Origin of the sequence: Dactylosporangium sp. NPDC050688, from assembly GCF_040654515.1 — a bacterium.
GTDB lineage: Bacteria > Actinomycetota > Actinomycetes > Mycobacteriales > Micromonosporaceae > Dactylosporangium.
The window spans coordinates 83,402-100,592 of record NZ_JBFAIC010000001.1 but is presented as its reverse complement, the minus strand read 5'-3'; the positions used below and the strand labels follow the sequence as shown (position 1 = coordinate 100,592).

The window sequence follows — 17,191 nt, the reverse complement described above, 5'->3', positions numbered from 1 at the left end:
GGTCAGATCGCGTAGTGCCAGACGGTGATCAGGTAGGAGCCGTACCACAGCCCGAACGCCGCGCAGCCCGACAACACTAGCGCCGCCGTGCGGGGCCTCGCCCGTCCGATGGCGATCGCCGGCGGGACGAGGATCAGCAGTACCGGCACCAGCAGCCGCGGCTTGGAGTGGTAGTAGCCGCCCTGGCCCAGCACCAGCACGAGCGCGATCAGGCCGTACACCTGCAGCGGGATCCACACCCTCTTCGCCACGGCCACGGCGGCCAGCACGACGACGCCGATGACCATCCAGGCGACGCTGACCTGGACCCAGCCCTCGCCGGTGCGCAGCGCGTCGCGGACGAACTTGAACGTGGACGTGCCGTAGTCGAACGTGGTGCCCCAGCCCGCGGTCTGGATGTCGAACCAGGCGCCGAGGTCGCCGACGCGCAGGCCGACCCAGAGCAGGTAGCCGGGGACGCCGGCGAGCGCGACGGCGGCGGCGGCGACCGGCTGCCAGGCCGGGACGCGACGTCCGCTCTTCCCGGGGTCGTCTTCCTCGCCGGTACGGGCGGCGCGCCGGCTGCGGTGCACGGCCATCGCGGCGGCGACCGCGAGCCCGAGCGCGGCGGCGGCACCCGTCGGCCGGGACAGCGCCGCGCCGAGGCCGAACACGCCGGCGACGAGCCAGTCGCCGCGGTGCGCGAAGAGGAACATGCCGGCGACCATCGCGACGAACAGCGCCTCGGAGTACGCCATCGACAGCGCCATCGACATGGGCTGGGTGCAGAACAGGGCGGTGAGCGCCAGGCCGACCCGCTCGTCGTAGAGGCGGGTGCCGAGCGCGCAGATCAGGACCGCGGCGAACGCGCCGGCGATCCACGCGACCGTGATCGCCGCGGTGCCGACCTCCAGGCCGGTCGCGAGGTGCACGATGCGCACCAGCATCGGGTAACCGGGGAAGAACGCCAGGCCGTTGCCGGTCAGCTCGCCATCGGTGGTGTAGCTGTACCCGGCCGGGTACCCCTCCTCGGCCAGGCGGACGAAGTGGCCCCCGTCCCAGGCCAGCAGCCGGCTGCGCACCTCGCCGTTGTCGGCCATCCACCAGACGAACGCCAGCTGGACCAGCCGGCTCAGGGCGTACACCGCCAGCGGCAGGGCCCACAGCAGCTGCGTGCCCCGGCGGCGGGCCACCTCAGTCACCGTGGTCATCGTCACCCTTCGGCGGCTCCGCCGGCCGCACGGACAGCTCGCGCCAGGCGGCCTCGGCGGCGCGCTGCTCGGCCTCCTTCTTGCTGCCGCCCTGCGCCCCGCCGTAGCGGCGCTTGGCCACGATCACCCAGGCGGTGAACCGCTTGGCATGGTCGGGGCCCTCCTCGTCGATGCGGTACTCGGGCACGCCGAGACCCCGGCCGGCGGTGAGCTCCTGCAGGCTGGTCTTCCAGTCGAGCCCGGCGCCGCGCAGGGCGGCCTCGGCCATCAGGTCGTCGAACAGCTTGTGGATCACCGCGGCGGCGGTGTCCAGCCCGTACTGCAGGTAGATCGCGCCGATGAGCGCCTCGAGCGTGTCGGCGAGGATGCTGGCCTTGTTGCGGCCGCCGGTCGCCTCCTCGCCCTTGCCGAGCAGCAGGTAGGGCCCGATGCCCTCGGGGCCGAGGCGCCGGGCGACGTCGGCGAGGGCGCGCATGTTCACCACGCTCGCGCGCAGCTTCGCCAGCTGGCCCTCGGCGAGGTCGGGATGGTTGCGGAACAGCGCGGTGGTGATCACCACGCCGAGCACCGCGTCGCCGAGGAACTCCAGCCGCTCGTTGGTCGGCAGGCCGCCGTTCTCGTAGGCGTACGAGCGGTGGGTCAGCGCACGCCGGAGCATGTCTGGGTCGAACTGCACCCCGAAGGCGGATTCGAGGGGGGTCGGATTCGTCACGAGCGCTCTCCCAATGCGTCACGGATGGTGAGGCCGCCGGCCGAGGAGAGTTCGGTCAGCAGGTCGTCGGCGAGCCCGGCGACGGCGGGGATCACCCGCTCGCGGTGCAGGCGCGCGGCGAGGGCGATGCCGGAGGCGATGTCGGGACCGTCGGCGGAGCCGTGGCAGACCACGACGGTGCCAGCGACGCCGAGCAGGGCGGCGCCCCGGGCCGGTCTGGCGCCCTCGGCGGAGGGCAGGGGGCGCCCGGTCGCCCCCTCGATGCCCTTGAGCAGGATGTTGCCGGTGAAGCCGTCGGTGACGATCACGTCGGCCGGGCCGCCGAGCGGCACGTCGTGGCCCTCGACGAGGCCGATGTACCGCCCACCGGCGGGCAGTGCGGTGTCCGACAGCGCGACCGCGACGGCCCGGCGCAGCCGGTCGCCCTTGCCGGGCTCGCTGCCGACGGACAGAAGGCCGACGCGGGGGTCGGCGACGCCGAGGGCGGCGGCGGCGTACGCGGCGCCGAGAACGGCGTGCTGCACCAGCTCAAGCATGGTGCCGTCGATCGTCACGCCGACGTCGAGCAGCAGGACCGGGCCGTGCGGGGTGGGCACGTGCGCGGCGAGGCCGGGCCGGCGCACACCGGGGAGCCGGCCCAGGACGTGGGCGGAGGCGGCGACGGCGGCGCCGCTGGAGCCCGCGGAGACCATCGCGTCGGCGCGGCCAGCGTAGACCGCCTCGGCGGCGGCCCGCACGGTCGACTCCCGCCGCACGTGCCGCATCGGGGCGTCGCCCATGCCGACGGTGCGGTCGACCACGCTGACACTGACGCGCTCGCGGTCGTGGACCGCGAGCGCGCCAAGGACCTCGTCGGCCGACTCGCGCGGCCCTACGAGGAGGAGATGCAGGTCTGGATCGGCGCTGCACGCACGCAGAGCGCCGTCAACCACGACGGCGGGAGCACTGTCCCCGCCGAGGAGGTCGACGGCGATCCGCGCGGTGCCGGACGGGGGCTGCCCGCCGTGCGGCGACCTGTCGGATCGCGTCACCCGGATCCGGAAATCAGACCTCGATGACCTGACGGCCGTTGTACGTGCCGCAGACCGAGCAGGCAGCGTGGGGCAGCTTCGGGGAGCGGCACTGCGGGCACGGCTGCGTCTGCACCGCGACAGCTTTCCACTGGCTCCGGCGCGACCGGGTGTTGCTGCGCGACATCTTCCGCTTGGGAACGGCCACGGGTCTTACTCCTCTGAGTGCTTGATCTGGGTCAGGGCGGCCCAGCGCGGGTCGAGCTGCTCGTGGCTGTGGCCGACGGGCAGCTCATCCAGCGGCACCCCGCAGTCGGGGCACAGCCCTGGGCAGTCTTCACGGCACACGGGATTGGCGGCCAGGGAGAGCACCACCGCGTCCCGCAGTGCCGGCTCCAGGTCGATCAGGTCGCCCTGCAGCCGTCCGACCTCGTCCTCGTCGGCCGTCTCGTCCGTGGTGCTGTGCTCATAGGCATAGAACTCTTGGATCGGGACGTCCAACGTGGCACTGATCGGGCGCAGGCAGCGTCCGCACTCGCCCACCAGCGGGCCGGTGACGGTGCCGGAGACGAGAACGCCTTCTGACACCGACTCCATGCGCAGCTGGAGGTCGAGCTCGGCGCCGACAGGCACGCCGATCAGCTCCAGGCCGAGGTCCTCAGGTGCCGGCACCTGTCGCGAGACCGCATGCATCGCGCCCGGGCGGCGCGGCAGGTCCACCGTTTCGAGGACCAGCGGCTTGCGGGGATCGAGGTGCGGGTGCGAGTGATTTGGCATCTTCAGACTCCGGCCAGGCAGGGCCGACGGACAAGGCTACCCGAGCGGCAGAACTCCCGTCGAATCGCCCTGCTCTTTCCGTCGCTTCGGGGCTCTCTTTCAGAAAGGCAGCGGCCGGTCGTCGTTGCCGGACGGTGTGAACGAGCCTATCTCGCGCAGCGCGTGCATCTTGTCGCGCCCCCGCTCGATCGAGGCGAGCGAGCGGGTGAGGAACTGCTCGAAGTTGGCCAGGGCCGTGTCGACATAGTCGTCGACCTCGTCGCGGAGGCGCTGAGTCTCCGCCCGCGCCTCGTTGATCATGCGGGACGCCTCGTGCTCGGCGGAGACGACGATCTCGTTGATCGACACGAGCCGGTTGTGCTCGGCCTCCGCCTCCGCGATGATCCGCTCGGCCTCGCGCCGGCCGGCGTCCACGATCTTGTCCCGCTCGTCGAGCAGTGCGGTGGCCCGGCGGAGCTCCCCCGGCAGGTCGGCACGCAACTGGTCGAGCAGGTTGATCATCTCAGCGCGGTCGGCCACGAAGTTGCTCCGCGACATCGGCGCCGACCGTGCACCCTCGACCAGCGCGATGATCTGGTCGATGCTCTCGAGCGGATCCACTTGCGGTCACTCCCTGTCCCACGGCAAACAACTTCACCATCATGCGGCCCAAACCATGATGCCGCTCCATCGCCACACGGGAAGCCCTCAGTTTCAGGGTTTCGCGAGCCGTTCGCGCAGGAGGTTTGCCACTAGATCGGGCACATGCGGCGAAACGTCGCCGCCCCATTTCGCGACCTCTTTGATGAGGCTCGACGAAACGAAGGAGTACTTCGGGTTGGTCGGCATGAAGAGCGTCTCGATGGCGCCGAGCCCGTAGTTCATCTGCGCCATCTGCAGCTCGTAGTCGAAGTCGCCGGCGACCCGGACGCCCTTGATGATCGCGTTGATGTCGTTGGCCTGGCAGAAGTCGACCAGCAGGCCCTGGAACGCGTCGACCCGCACGTTGTCGTACGGCGCCGTCACCTCCTGGAGCATCTCCTGGCGCTCCTCGACCGTGAACAACCCGGCCTTGCTCGTGTTGATCAGAACCGCGACGACGACCTCATCGAACATTTTCGATGCGCGCCCGACGATGTCCAGGTGTCCGTTGGTGACCGGATCGAACGAACCCGGACACACCGCGCGCCTCATTGCACCAGCCCAAGCCTCATGAGCGGGGACCGTACCAAAGTGGTTGCGGCCCTATGCGTCACCCGCCCGCGTCGCGTTCCGCATACCACAGCGTCGTCTCGCCGTACCGCCGCTCGGCGCGCTGGACGAGGCCCTCGGGCCAGCGCATCGGGGCGCCTCGGCTGCTGCGCTCGACCACGACCACGGCGCCGCCGGCGAGCCAGCGCTCGACCAGTGCCCGCAGCACCTCGCCGACCCGCTCGTCGGTCACGGCGTACGGCGGGTCGATGAACACCACGTCGAACGGCTCGTCGGGCGCCTGCTGCAGCAGCCGCTCGACCTTGTCCGCGACCAGCTTGACGGTGCCACCGACGCCCAGCGTGGCGATGTTGGACCGCACGATCCTGGCGGCCCTGGCGTCGGCCTCGGCGAGCAGCACGTGCGCCGCGCCCCTGGAGCAGGCCTCGAAGCCGACGGCGCCGGAGCCCGCGTACAGATCCGCGAACCTCGCGCCGTCGAGGTCGGTCATCGCCTCCAGGCTGCTGAACAGGGCCTCGCGGACCCGGTCGGAGGTGGGGCGGGTGCCCTGACCGGCGGGGACCGTGAGGCGCCGGCCGCCGAGGGTGCCGGCCACGATGCGTGTCACGCGCTCCAGCCTAGGCTCCATCAGAGAGTGACCTGCGCCACTCGTGGTAGCGGGCGGGCGGGCGCCAGCCGGCCAGCCGGCCGGATTACCGTGCTGATCGAAGTCGCGTCCTGGCCATCCGGACGACCACGACACGACTTCGATCAAGCGGGCAAGATCACAAGCGAGCCAGCCACCATGGGATCCGCTGCTCGCCACGGCGAGCCGGGCGATGGATCGAACCGGGCCGGCCGCCGGGATGGTGTCGTTCGACAGCACGCCGCCGCCCTCACACAGATCCGCCGGGCCGGCCGGACAGCGCACCGATCCTGGACAACCTGTCCGCGCACCGCGGCATCAAGATCCGCCAGCGCGAACGCGTCCGCATCCACTCCGAACGCCAACACTGGCGGACGCCTTGGGGCGTCGGTCCGGTCCTCAGCCCTTCTCCAGGTATTCGGCGCGTTCCTCGTCGACGAGCTGGGCCACCGTGGCGGCGAGGCCCGGGTGGCGGGTCAGCTCGCGGTCGTCCTCCAGCAGCTCGAACGCCTCGGCGCGGGCGTCGCCGATCAGCTCGGCGTCGCGGAGCAGCGACAGCAGCTTCAGGTGGGACCTGCGGCCGGACTGCGTCGCGCCCAGGACGTCGCCCTCGCGGCGCTGCTCGAGGTCGAGCTCGGCCAACTTGAAGCCGTCGGTGGTCGAGGCGACCGCGTCCAGCCGGGCCCGCGCCGCGGTGCCCTCGCCGGACTCGGTGACCAGCAGACACAGGCCGGGCGCGCTGCCCCGGCCGACCCGGCCGCGGAGCTGGTGCAGCTGGGAGACGCCGAAGCGGTCCGCGTCCAGGATCACCATCATCGTGGAGTTGGGCACGTCGACGCCCACCTCGATGACCGTGGTCGCGACCAGGACGTCGAGGTTGCCGGCGGCGAAGGAGCGCATGACGGCGTCCTTCTCCTCGGCGGGAAGCCGGCCGTGCAGCACCCCGATCCGCAGCCCGTGCAGCGGCCCCTCGGCCAGCTGCGGCGCGACGTCCAGGACGGCGAGCGGGGCGCGGCGCTCGTCGTCGCCGGCAGGGAGGTCCTCGCCGTCGGACTTGGCGTCGCCGATGCGGGGGCAGACGACGTACACCTGATGACCGGCGGCGACCTCCTCACGGATGCGGCGCCAGGCCCGGTCGAGGAACGCGGGCTTGTCCATGGCCGGCACGACGTGCGACGCGATCGGCGAGCGGCCGTTGGGCAGCTGGCTGAGCACCGAGGTCTCCAGGTCGCCGAAGACCGTCATCGCCACCGTCCGCGGGATCGGCGTCGCCGTCATGACCAGCACGTGCGGCGGCTGGTCGGCCTTGGCGCGCAGGGCGTCGCGCTGCTCGACACCGAAGCGGTGCTGCTCGTCGACGACGATGAGGCCGAGATCCTTGAACGTGACCCCCTCGTACAGCAGGGCGTGGGTGCCGACGACGATGCCGGCGGCGCCGGAGCCGATCTCCTCCAGCACCTTGCGCTTGGCCGCGGCGCCCAGCGAGCCGGTGAGCAGCGCCACCCGGGTCGCCTCGGGCGCGGCGTCGAGCTCGCCGGCTCGGGCCAGGTCGCCGAGCAGATCGATCACGTTGCGATGGTGCTGAGCGGCGAGCACCTCGGTCGGGGCGAGCATCGCGGCCTGCCCGCCGGCGTCGACGACCTGCAGCATGGCGCGCAGCGCGCAGACGGTCTTGCCGGAGCCGACCTCGCCCTGCAGCAGACGGTGCATGGGGTGCGGTCGTGCCAGGTCGGCCGCGATCTCGTTGCCGACGTCGCGTTGGCCGCGGGTCAGCTCGTACGGCAGCCGCCCGTCGAACATCGTCAGCCGCCCGTCGTCGCGCAACGGCCGGGACCGTGCGGGCCAGTCGGCGGCGCGGTGCTTGCGCTGCACCAGGGTGAGCTGCAGCGCGAACGCCTCGTCCCACTTCAGCCGGCGCCTCGCGAAGTGCAGCGACTCGCGGGACTCGGGCCGGTGGATCTCGCGCAGCGCCTTGTCGAGCGACGACAGCTTCCGCTTGGCCCGGACCGTCGCCGGGACCGGGTCGGACACCGCCGGCAGCACGTCCAGGACGGTGCGCACGGCGGCGGCGATCCGCCACGTCGGCACCTTCGCGGTCGCCGGGTACACGGGGATGATCGCGCCGGCGAACTCCTCGACGCTCTCCTCCCCTTCGGCGCCGTCGAGCAGGATGTAGTCGGGCTGGTTGAGCTGCAGCTTGCTCTGGAACCGGCCGACCTTGCCCGAGAACAGCCCCCACCGGCCGGGCCGCAGCTGCGACTCCCGCCACGGCTGGTTGAAGAACGTGACGCTCAGCTCGCCGCCACTGTCGTCGCCGACCACCACCTCCAGCAGCGAGCCGCGCTTGCCCGCCGTCTTGCCCCGCTGCTGCATGAACGTCCGCGACGACACCCGCTTCACCTGGCCGAACACCGTGACCTCGGTGTCCATCTCCAGCGACCGGATGTCGGTGTGCTCGCCGCGCTCCTCGTAGCGGCGCGGGAAGTGGTACACCAGATCGCCGACCGTGTGCAGGTTGAGGCTGTCCGCGAGCAGCTTGGCGCCGTTGCCGATCACCTTCTGCAGCGGCGTGGTCAGATCGATCTCGGTCACCGGCTCACTCCACCCCGACCAGCAGCGGGTAGTGCGGCTGGCCTCCCTCGTAACACTGCACTTCGACGAACGGCCACGCCCCGGCGACGTGCGCCTGCAGCGTCTCACCGAGCCCGGCGGGCGCCCCCTGCCCCAGAATGAGGGTCACCAGCTCCCCGCCGGCCAGCAGCATCCGGTCGAGCAGCAGGCACGCGGTGCGCTCCAGGTCCTGCCCGATCAGGTTGACCTCCCCGTCGACGATCGCCAGCACATCCCCCTGCTGGCATCGCCCGGCAACGGTGAGCGCCTCCCGGGCCGCGACGGTCAGCTCCGCCGACCGGCACCGGGCCGCCGCCTCCGCCATCGCGATCACGTCATCCTCGAACCGCCGGCCCGTGTCCCGCACCGCGATCGCGGCGAGCGCCTGGACCGGCGACCGCGTCGGCACCACCCCGGCCCTGATCCCGGCGGCCCGCGCCTCCGCCGCTGCCGCGTTGGCCACGGCCAGCACGTTGGTGTCGTTGGGCAGGATCACCACCCTCGGCGAACCCGTCGCCCGGATCCCGGCCAGCACCTCCGCCGTCGACGGCGTGCCGCTGAGCACGGTGGCCCCTTCGGCGGCGAGCAGCTCCCCGATGCCCCGCCCGGTGCACACGACCACGACGCCCGACCCCTGCTCCTCAGCAACCGGCTCCGACTCGACTGCGAGCGGATCGAACCAGTCCGCCGCCGCACCGGACGAGCCCGACGAGGGACCGGAGGAAGTCGCGGGGGCGCCGAAGGAGGTGGCCGACAGGCTCGACGGGACCGCCGGCGGGCCGGCGGGCTGCGCTGGGGACATACCGGCGGACACATCGACGGGCTGGCCAACCACCTGACCGGCGGTCTGGTCGGTGGATGGGTTGGCGGACGGGCGAGCGAACTGGCCGGCCGACGGGCCAGCGAGCTGGTCTGCGGACGGGCTGACGGGCTGGCCGACGGACGGGCTGGCGGGCCGGTCGGCGGGCGGGCTGGCGGGCTGGCGGGTCGACGGGCTCATGGACGGGCCGGCTGCCTGGGCCGAGCGTTGCTCCGCGATCTGCTCGGCGAACCGCGTGACGGTGATCCTGCTCGGCCGCCCCGCCTCGATCCCGGCCTCGATAGCCGCGCCGACGTCGTTGACGTGCACGTGGACGTGCCAGGTCGGGTCGTCACCGATGACGACGAGGGAGTCACCGAGCGCGCCGAGCGTCTCCCGCAGCGGCCCGATCGCCTCCGCTGGGGCGTCGAGCAGGTATTGCACCTCGTAGCCGAACTCGACCGACCCGGCCTCGCGCTCCATGACCCCGCCGGGCACGGCGACAGGCCCCGCGACCGCCGGCGCGGCGACGGGCGGCGCCTCCCCGGTCAGCGACGTCACGAACGCCTCCAGCAACACCACCAGCCCACGCCCCCCGGCGTCGACGACCCCCGCCCGCGCCAGCGCCGGCAGCTGCTCGGGCGTGCGAGCCAGCGCGACCCGGGCCCCCTCGGCGGCCGCCCGAGCCACCGCCACCACGCCGCCGGCGGAGAACCCGGAGGAGGCGCCGGAAGCCAACGCGGCGGAGGTGGAAGCGCCAGAAGCCACCGAGGCGACAGCACCAGACGCCGACGGCGCGGAGGCGAAAGCACCAGACCCGGACGCGCCGGGAGCGGGAGCGCCAGACGCCGACGCGGCGGGAACGGCAGAAGGGGTGGCGACAGCGCCGGACGCGGCTGGAGTCGCGGCGGGAGTGGCAGCGGCGGAGGGGGCGGCGACAGCGCCGGACGCGGACGGAGCGGAGGCGGCAGACGCGGCAGACGCGGCAGCGGAAGGGGCGGCCGCTGAAGGGGCGGGGGCTTCACCGGAATCGGCACCGGGCGCGGCAACCACCGTCGCGGCCGCCCGGGCCGCCGCGGTCGCGACGGACAGCACCGTGCCCTCCACCGGGGCGGCCACCGCCGCATAGGCCGACCTGGCGGCGCTGTCCAGCGCGGCGGCGAGCTCGGGGCCGCCCACGGTCGGGGCTGAGGCGAGGGACGACGCCAGGCCCTTGAGCAGCTGCGCCAGGATGATGCCCGAGTTGCCCCGGGCGCCGAGCAGCGCGCCTCGTGCGGCGACGGACAGCAGGCCGGCGGCGCCCAGAGTGGAAGGCGCGGCATCCACGGCATCGACGGCGGCGGACATCGTCAGGGTCAGGTTGGTCCCGGTGTCGCCGTCTGGCACGGGATAGACATTGAGGGCGTCGATCTCTGACCGGTGCCGACGCAGCGCGTCGAGACCGGCGGCACACCACCGGCGAACGGCGGCACCGTCCTCACTCTCTGGCACGCGCCAGAGCCTATCGGCGACCACCGACATTTTCTCGTACGCCGCCGCGGCTGGAAAACTCGGAGGGCAAGACTCCGACAAGGGCCGATTGGGAGCCAGCGGGTCCCATCAGGTAACCTTGCGGGGTTGCCCGCCGGTTCGCCGGTCGGTGACACCTGGAGTCCGCCGCCGGCACGGCCGGTGGAGGGGTCCAGCCCGAGACGCAATCAATCCCAGGAGATCCCCGTGGCTAGCGTGTGCGACGTCTGCGGCAAGGGACCGGGCTTCGGCCACAACGTGTCCCACTCGCACCGGCGGACCAACCGCCGTTGGAACCCCAACATTCAGACGGTGCGCACCCCGGCCGGTGGCGGCACCACGCGGAAGGTGAAGGCCTGCACCTCCTGCCTCAAGGCCGGCAAGGTCGTTCGCGGCTGATCGCCTGCACCAACAAGGCCAAGGCCACACAGGCCAAGAGCTGAAGAAGCCCCGCGACCAACGGCCGCGGGGCTTCAGCACGTCCAAGCCCCGCAAGACGCCCAAGCCCCGCAAGACGCCCAAGCCCCAAAAGACGTCCAAGCTCCAGAAGAGGTCCAAGCCCCAAAGACGTCCAAGGCCCGGAAGACGTTCAGTGCCCGAAACACGTCCGAGGCCCCGAACACGTCCGAGGCCTCCGACGACAAGCAGCAGTCAGAGCGCCCGCCCGAACGAGCGCACGCTCGGGTACCCCTTGTAGTGCCCGAAATCCGGAATCCGCGCGTACCCGGCCTGCTCGTACAGCGCGATCGCCTCCGGCTGCGCCGTCCCGGTCTCCAGCCAGATCCGCTCCCGCCCGGCACCGCGGGCCGCCTCCTCCACCGCCGCGAGCAGCCGCCGGGCCACCCCCTGCCCGCGGAACTCGGGCGCCACGTAGAGCCGCTTGAGTTCCGCCGTGGTCTCGTCCTCGGCGAAGGTCCGCCAGCCGCAGCACCCCGCCGGCACGTGGTCCACGTACGCGACGAAGAAGCCGCCCATCGGCGGGTCGAACTCACCCGGCTGGATCGGGGTGGTGTCCCCGTCCCCGCCGTAGCGCCGGCTCAGGTCGGCGAGCGTGGCGCTGATCAGTTCGGTGGCGACCCGCGAGCCGTAGCGGGTCAGTCGGATGTCGAGCTCAGTCACTCGTAAAGGGTATAGAGGCGATCACTCGTTACCGGAAATGGTCCCAGCCTGGGGCTCCGCCGGTGTACCGGCGACCGTCCACAGTCACGCCGTCACCCGCGGTGAACAGGCTGGCCGGCATGACCTCCCCCACGACCCGCCAGTCGTCCGGCAGCTCCACGGACGGCGGGAAGGTGGCCGCGATCGCGTGGTCGTCGCCGCCGGCGAGGATCCAGCCGTACGGGTCGACGCCGAGCGCGGTCGCCGCGTCGCGCATCTGCTCCGGCACCACGAACGCGGAGCGGCGCAGGTCGATCCCGACGCCGCTGGCGGTCGCGATGTGGCCCAGGTCGGCGAGCAGCCCGTCGGACACGTCGATCATGGACGTGGCCCCGAGCAGCGCCCCGGACGGGCCGGCGGCGTAGGGCACCTGCGGCCGGCGGTGCGCCTCCACCAGCAGCTTCGGCGAGCGGAAGCCGCGGGAGAGGATGGTGTACCCGGCCGCCGCGTACCCGATGCGCCCGCAGACGGCCACCACGTCGCCGGGGCGCGCCCCGGTGCGCACCAGCGGCTCCCGCCCGTCCAGCGTGCCCAGGGCCGTCACCGCGATGGTCAGCGTCGGGCTGGCGGACATGTCCCCGCCGACGACGACCGCCCCGACCTTGCCGGACTCGGCGGCCAGCCCGTCGGCGAGCTCCTCCGCCCAGGTGACCTCGAGATCGGCGGGTGCACAGAGCGCGACGAGCAGCGCCGTCGGGCGGGCGCCCATGGCGGCGATGTCGGCGAGGTTGGCGGCGGCCGCGCGGTGGCCGATGTCGCGCGCGGTGGACCAGTCGCGGCGGAAGTGCCGGCCGTCCACGAGCACGTCGGTGCTGGCCACGACCCGGCCGTCAGGGGTCGCGACCAGGGCCGCGTCGTCGCCGGGGCCGAGCAGGACCAGGGGCGACGCCGCCCCGAGCCGGGCGGTCACCCGTGAGATGAGCCCGAACTCACCGGCGGTTGCAACGGTCACCCGTCCTCCAAAAAATTGAACACTGATGCGCAATGTTGCCCTTGACGCAGCGTGTCGTGGCACGATCACGCACGGCTGCTGGTTCGCTGCCTCCCATGGTGCGGTAGGTTCAGCCCTGATCAGCGCTCGCGCGGCGCAGGAAGGAGTCGTGTCGTGGTACAGGCATACATCCTGATCCAAACAGAGGTCGGCAAGGCACGCGATGTGGCGACCGCCATCCAGCAGCTCGCCGGAGTCGTCCGGGTGGACGCGGTCACCGGGCCGTATGACGTGGTCGTGCTCACGGAGGCGCGCAGCGTCGACGAGCTGGGCAAGCTGATCGTCAGCAACGTGCAGCTGGTGCCGGGCATCACCCGCACCCTGACCTGCTCGGTGGTGCACTTATAGATGACGGCGATGAGCCCCGCCAGGCTCGCCACCATCACCGCGGTCCCGGTCGCGCTGGTGGTCGGCGTCCTGGCGTTCTGGCTGCTCGGCGGCTTCCCGAAGGCCACCGCGACCGGTCCGGTGCACACCGACGCGGCCCCCATGGACCAGGCCACGGCGGCGACCTGCCGCGCCCTGGTCGCCCGCCTGCCGGAGACGCTCGGCGGGCTGCACCGGCGCCCGGTCAGCGCCGGGCCGGAGCAGCACGCGGCGTTCGGCGACCCGGCGATCGTACTGTCCTGCGGGACGGTCGGTAAGCGGGCGATTCCGCAAGATGCCCAGCTGCTGGGCCTGTCGGACGTATGTTGGTATCCGGAGGAGCGAGGCGACGAGACCGTCTGGACGACGGTGGACCGCCAGGTCCCGCTGCGGGTCGTGGTGCCGAAGAAGGCCGACGGCGCGTGGCTGGTCAACCTCTCGGCACCGATCGTCACGACCGTGCCGTTCGCCGATCCGGGCAACACCCACTGCTGACACCGATCTCCCCTCGGTTGCGCAATCCGGACCTGGTTGCGCCTGAACGAGGGAGAGATCCATACGTACTGTGCTCACCGTCGCGGCCGCCCTGGTCGCCGGCGCCACGACCGGCGTCACCCCGGCGGCGGCCGCGCCCGCGCCCCGTAGCGTGTCGCTGGGCGCCTACCTGACCGGCGGCCAGGAGGTGCCCAAGGGCAAGGGCGACCCCGACGCCACCGGGATCGCGCTGCTCCAGCTGTACCGCGACGGCCGCCTCCGCTACGTGATCCACGTGCGCAACGTCGGCGGTGACATCGACGCCGCCCACATCCATCGGGGCCGGCCCGGCAAGAACGGCCCCGTGAGCGTGCCGCTGGCGGCGCCGACCTGGTCGGGGTCGGTCGCGGCGTGCACGAAGGTCGGCGACCGGCTCGCGTGGCGGCTACGAGACGACCCGGAGCGCTACTACGTCAACGTGCACTCGTCGGCCCACCCCGGCGGCGCGCTGCGCGGGCAGCTGCACCGCAACTGAGCCCGGCTCAGTGCAGGCCGGTCCCCCGCCGCACGGCCGCCTTGACCAGTCGTGAGATCAGCGTCTGGTACGCCACCCCGCTGGCCTGCCACACGACGGGGAACGGCGCACCCGGATCGAAGCCGGGCATGGTGTCGATCCTGTCGAAGTAGACCTGGCCGTCGGGGGTGACGGTGCACTCGACGACGGCCAGCCCGGCGCAGTCGAGGGTGACGAACGCCTCCACGGCCAGGTCGCGGACCCGGCGCCCGACGGCGCGGTCAAGGTCGGCCGGCGCGGTCGTGCGCCCGTCGCCGACCTCACCGGGCACGCTGGCCTCGGGCCGGTCGGTCGCGCCGGTGTCCAGCACGCCCACGGTGACGCGCCGGCCGGCGGGCGCGGCGGCGACGACGACCTTCGCGTCGACGGCGCGGGCCGCGGCGACCGCGTCCGGCAGCCGCGCCCAGTCGGTGACCTCGGTCACGCCGCCGGCGCCGCGGGCCGGGCGGACCACGACGGGCAGGCCGAGCCGGTCCCGGTCGGCGGCGGCGACGTCCGCGTCGCCCCTGAGCACGACATAAGGCGCGACGGGCAGCCCGGCGGCGACGACGAGCTTGCGGGAGAAGTCGTGGTCCATCGCCACGGAGGCGGCGAGCACGCCCGATCCGACGTAGGGCAGGTCCGCCATCTCCAGCAGCCCCTGGATGGTGCCTTCGTCGCCGAAGACGCCCTGCAGGACCGGGAAGACCACGTCGATGCCGCCGAGGCGGGCGACCCCGACGCCGGCGTCGACGACGGTGACGGCGGCGCCGGCCGGCACCAGGTCCGTGGAGGGCTGCTCGGCGCGGGCGGCCTCGCTGAGCACCCAGCGACCCTCCTGGGTCACCCCGATCGGCACGATCTCGAACTCGTCGGTGTCGAGGGCGTCGAGGAGGTCGGCGGCGCCGACGCTGGACACCGCGTGCTCGGTGCTGCCCCCGCCGAACACGACGGCGACCCGGGTCTTCTCTGGCGTTTCCACGCGCCGACCCTAACGGCCCGGTCAAGCCGCCGCTGTCCGGCCGTCGTCGGTGTCACCGTCGCGGTGCCGGCACTTCGCCCTGCGTCAGTCCTTGATCGCGTCGAGTGCGCGGTGTACGTCGGCGACCAGGTCATCGGTGTCCTCGACGCCGCACGAGAAGCGGATCAGGCCCTCGGGGGTGGCGTCGCCCCACTGCGCCCGCCGGTCGGCGGAGGTGTGCAGGCCGCCGAAGGACGTGGCGGCGAAGACCAGCTCCGCGGCCTCCAGGAACCGCTCGGCGGCGCCCCGGTCGGCGAGGGTGAACGTGACCACGCCCGGGATCCGGCGCATCTGCCGGGACGCGACCTGGTACGCGGGATCCTCGCGCCGCCCGGGCCAGCGCACCGACAGGACCGCCGGGTGCGCCGCGAGGACCTCGGCGACGGCGGCGGCGTTGGCGGACTGCCGGGCCAGGCGCAGGTCGAGGGTGCCGATCGAGCGGTGCGCGAGCCAGGCCTCGAACGGGCCGACCACCGCGCCGGTGGCGCCCCGCCACGCCGTGAGGGCCGCGGCCCGCTCGGGGTCGCGGGTGCAGACGTACCCGAGCAGGATGTCGGAGTGGCCGGTCAGGGCCTTGGTGCCGGAGGCGACCGAGAAGTCGGCGCCCAGGTCGAGGGGGCGCTGCCCGAGGGGGGTGGCGGTGGTGTTGTCGACCGCGACGAGCCCGCCGCCGGCGTGCACCTGGGCGGCCAGCTCCGCGATGTCGCACACGTCGAGCCCCGGGTTGGCCGGGGTCTCGACCAGCAGCAGCCGGACGGTGTCCAGCGCCGGGTACGGCCCCGCGGTCGGCACCTCGAGCACCGTGACGCCGCGCTCGGTGAGGTGCGAGGACGCGAACGCCCTGGTCTTGTAGTAGCCGTCGGCGGGCACGACGACGGTGTCCCCGGGGCGCAGGACGCTGAGCAGCACCGCGCTGATGGCGGCCATGCCGGAGGCGAACGTCACACACTCGCCGTCCTCGAGCGCGCCGATCGCGGTCTCCAGCGCGCGCCAGGTCGCGTTGTCGGTGCGCCCGTAGCCGTCGACGCCCAGCCGCGGCCCGGCGACCGGGTCCAGGTGGTAGGGCGCGCCGAACGCGGGATTGGGCAGGAACGGCCGGCCAGGCACCGGCTCGGGCAGTCCGGCGTGCACAGCCCTCGTGCCGTCACCTGTCATGAGGTCGCCTCCGCCGTCGAGGGCACCCCGGGCCGCTCGGGCTTGGTCTCGCGGGACATGAGCGCGGCGAGCGCCTTGAGCGGGTCGACGCCCTCGTGGCAGACGAGCTCGACCTGCTCGGTGATCGGCATCTCCACGCCGACGCTGTGCGCCAGGTCACGGATCGACAGGCAGCTCTTGACCCCTTCTGCGGTCTGCCTGGTCGCGGCCTGCGCCTGCTCCAGGGTCTCGCCGCGGCCGAGGTGCTCGCCGAACGTGCGGTTGCGGGACAACGGCGATGAGCAGGTGGCCACCAGGTCGCCGAGGCCGGCGAGCCCGGCGAACGTCATCAGGTTCGCCCCGAGCGCCCCGCCGAGCCGGGTGGTCTCCGCGAGGCCGCGGGTGATCAGCGTGGCCCGGGTGTTGTCACCGAAGCCGAGCGCCGAGGCCATCCCGTAGGCGAGGGCGATCGCGTTCTTGACCGCGCCGCCCAGCTCGCACCCGATGACGTCGTCGTTGGTGTACGGCCGCAGGTACCGCGTGCTGATCGCGCGCTGCACCAGCTCGGCGCGGCGGATGTCGGTGCACGCCACGACGGTCGCCGCCGGCTGCTCCGCCGCGATCTCCAGGGCGAGGTTGGGGCCGGTGACCACAGCGATGCGCTCAGGCTCCACGCCGGCGGTGTCCACGATCACCTCGCTCATCCGCTTCAACGTGCCCAGCTCGATGCCCTTCATCAGGCTGACGAGCGTGGCGTCGGAGCCGATCGTGCCGGCCCACGCGCCCAGGTTGCCGCGCAGCGTCTGTGACGGCACGGCCAGCACCACCAGGTCGGCGCCGTCGATCGCCTCGCCGGCGTCACCGGTCGCGGTGATCGCCTCGGGCAGCCACATGCCGGGCAGGTAGTCCGGGTTCACGTGCCGCTCGCGGATCGCCTCGGCCAGCTCGGGGCGCCGGGCCCAGACGGTGACCTCCGGTGTGCCCGCGTCGGCGAGCAGCTTCGCGAAGACGGTGCCCCACGATCCGGCCCCGAGCACCGCGGCGCGTCGAATGCTCATGTGCGCTCCGTCC

Annotated in this window: 19 protein-coding genes; 4 read left to right on the top strand and 15 right to left on the bottom strand. The window is 72.9% G+C overall.

The window, feature by feature from the left end; all coding sequences use genetic code 11:
• Positions 1 to 2: 2 nt before the first annotated feature.
• The 10 genes from AB0H83_RS00475 to AB0H83_RS00430 form a co-directional block, all read right to left on the bottom strand.
• Complete coding sequence (locus tag AB0H83_RS00475; RefSeq protein WP_360084477.1) at positions 3 to 1,181, bottom strand: mannosyltransferase family protein; 1,179 nt, start codon at positions 1,179 to 1,181, stop codon at positions 3 to 5.
• The gene (gene rnc, locus AB0H83_RS00470) at positions 1,174 to 1,902 is read right to left on the bottom strand and encodes a ribonuclease III (protein WP_360084474.1); all 729 of its coding nucleotides are present in this window, start codon (positions 1,900 to 1,902) and stop codon (positions 1,174 to 1,176) included. The genes AB0H83_RS00475 and rnc overlap by 8 nt, the downstream gene beginning before the upstream one ends.
• On the bottom strand, positions 1,899 to 2,933 hold the full coding sequence (locus tag AB0H83_RS00465) for a phosphate acyltransferase (protein WP_360084471.1): 1,035 nt from the start codon (positions 2,931 to 2,933) through the stop codon (positions 1,899 to 1,901). The genes rnc and AB0H83_RS00465 overlap by 4 nt, the downstream gene beginning before the upstream one ends.
• A 13-nt stretch (positions 2,934 to 2,946) precedes the next feature.
• Entirely contained in the window at positions 2,947 to 3,120 is a 174-nt protein-coding gene (rpmF, locus tag AB0H83_RS00460; RefSeq protein WP_033357807.1) for a 50S ribosomal protein L32, read from the bottom strand.
• Positions 3,121 to 3,125: 5 nt separating this feature from the next.
• Positions 3,126 to 3,689 carry a YceD family protein gene (locus tag AB0H83_RS00455; RefSeq protein WP_360084466.1) on the bottom strand — a complete coding sequence of 188 codons (564 nt, stop codon included), beginning with the start codon at positions 3,687 to 3,689 and terminating at the stop codon, positions 3,126 to 3,128.
• Positions 3,690 to 3,788: 99 nt separating this feature from the next.
• Complete coding sequence (locus AB0H83_RS00450) at positions 3,789 to 4,289, bottom strand: hypothetical protein (protein ID WP_360084463.1); 501 nt, start codon at positions 4,287 to 4,289, stop codon at positions 3,789 to 3,791.
• A gap of 93 nt (positions 4,290 to 4,382) precedes the next feature.
• Complete coding sequence (coaD, locus tag AB0H83_RS00445; protein ID WP_360084460.1) at positions 4,383 to 4,862, bottom strand: pantetheine-phosphate adenylyltransferase; 480 nt, start codon at positions 4,860 to 4,862, stop codon at positions 4,383 to 4,385.
• Positions 4,863 to 4,920: 58 nt separating this feature from the next.
• Positions 4,921 to 5,487 carry a 16S rRNA (guanine(966)-N(2))-methyltransferase RsmD gene (gene rsmD / locus AB0H83_RS00440; protein WP_360084457.1) on the bottom strand — a complete coding sequence of 189 codons (567 nt, stop codon included), beginning with the start codon at positions 5,485 to 5,487 and terminating at the stop codon, positions 4,921 to 4,923.
• 417 nt (positions 5,488 to 5,904) lie between these two features.
• Positions 5,905 to 8,097: an ATP-dependent DNA helicase RecG gene (recG, locus tag AB0H83_RS00435; RefSeq protein WP_360084454.1), complete on the bottom strand. Its 2,193-nt coding sequence runs from the start codon at positions 8,095 to 8,097 to the stop codon at positions 5,905 to 5,907.
• A 4-nt stretch (positions 8,098 to 8,101) separates the two neighbouring features.
• The gene (locus tag AB0H83_RS00430) at positions 8,102 to 10,405 is read right to left on the bottom strand and encodes a DAK2 domain-containing protein (RefSeq protein WP_360084451.1); all 2,304 of its coding nucleotides are present in this window, start codon (positions 10,403 to 10,405) and stop codon (positions 8,102 to 8,104) included.
• A 225-nt stretch (positions 10,406 to 10,630) separates the two neighbouring features.
• Here AB0H83_RS00430 and rpmB point away from each other — a divergent pair, with 225 nt between their 5' ends.
• Complete coding sequence (gene rpmB, locus AB0H83_RS00425) at positions 10,631 to 10,822, top strand: 50S ribosomal protein L28 (protein ID WP_360084448.1); 192 nt, start codon at positions 10,631 to 10,633, stop codon at positions 10,820 to 10,822.
• Between the two features lie 252 nt (positions 10,823 to 11,074).
• Here rpmB and AB0H83_RS00420 read toward each other — a convergent pair whose 3' ends face one another.
• Together AB0H83_RS00420 and AB0H83_RS00415 are read right to left on the bottom strand one after the other, a co-directional pair.
• A complete protein-coding gene (locus AB0H83_RS00420; RefSeq protein ID WP_360084445.1) occupies positions 11,075 to 11,542 on the bottom strand; it encodes a GNAT family N-acetyltransferase in 468 nt (155 codons plus the stop codon).
• Positions 11,543 to 11,570: 28 nt separating this feature from the next.
• The gene (locus tag AB0H83_RS00415; RefSeq protein ID WP_360084442.1) at positions 11,571 to 12,533 is read right to left on the bottom strand and encodes a thiamine-phosphate kinase; all 963 of its coding nucleotides are present in this window, start codon (positions 12,531 to 12,533) and stop codon (positions 11,571 to 11,573) included.
• A 153-nt stretch (positions 12,534 to 12,686) separates the two neighbouring features.
• On the opposite strand from AB0H83_RS00415, the gene AB0H83_RS00410 reads away from it, so the two are divergent.
• From AB0H83_RS00410 to AB0H83_RS00400, 3 genes are all read left to right on the top strand, one after another.
• Positions 12,687 to 12,920 (top strand): Lrp/AsnC ligand binding domain-containing protein, encoded by a 234-nt coding sequence (locus AB0H83_RS00410; RefSeq protein ID WP_360084439.1) that lies wholly within the window; start codon positions 12,687 to 12,689, stop codon positions 12,918 to 12,920.
• A gap of 9 nt (positions 12,921 to 12,929) precedes the next feature.
• Positions 12,930 to 13,433, top strand: a complete 504-nt coding sequence (locus AB0H83_RS00405; protein ID WP_360084436.1) for a DUF3515 domain-containing protein — start codon at positions 12,930 to 12,932, stop codon at positions 13,431 to 13,433.
• Between the two features lie 70 nt (positions 13,434 to 13,503).
• A complete protein-coding gene (locus AB0H83_RS00400; RefSeq protein WP_360084433.1) occupies positions 13,504 to 13,947 on the top strand; it encodes a CHRD domain-containing protein in 444 nt (147 codons plus the stop codon).
• 7 nt (positions 13,948 to 13,954) lie between these two features.
• Here AB0H83_RS00400 and AB0H83_RS00395 read toward each other — a convergent pair whose 3' ends face one another.
• From AB0H83_RS00395 to AB0H83_RS00385, 3 genes are all read right to left on the bottom strand, one after another.
• Positions 13,955 to 14,947, bottom strand: coding sequence for a D-alanine--D-alanine ligase A (locus AB0H83_RS00395; RefSeq protein ID WP_360084430.1), 993 nt, complete (start codon positions 14,945 to 14,947; stop codon positions 13,955 to 13,957).
• A gap of 84 nt (positions 14,948 to 15,031) precedes the next feature.
• On the bottom strand, positions 15,032 to 16,141 hold the full coding sequence (locus tag AB0H83_RS00390) for a cystathionine gamma-lyase (protein ID WP_360084427.1): 1,110 nt from the start codon (positions 16,139 to 16,141) through the stop codon (positions 15,032 to 15,034).
• The gene (locus AB0H83_RS00385; RefSeq protein ID WP_360084424.1) at positions 16,138 to 17,178 is read right to left on the bottom strand and encodes an NAD(P)H-dependent glycerol-3-phosphate dehydrogenase; all 1,041 of its coding nucleotides are present in this window, start codon (positions 17,176 to 17,178) and stop codon (positions 16,138 to 16,140) included. Before AB0H83_RS00385 ends, AB0H83_RS00390 begins: the two co-directional genes overlap by 4 nt.
• Positions 17,179 to 17,191 lie beyond the last annotated feature (13 nt).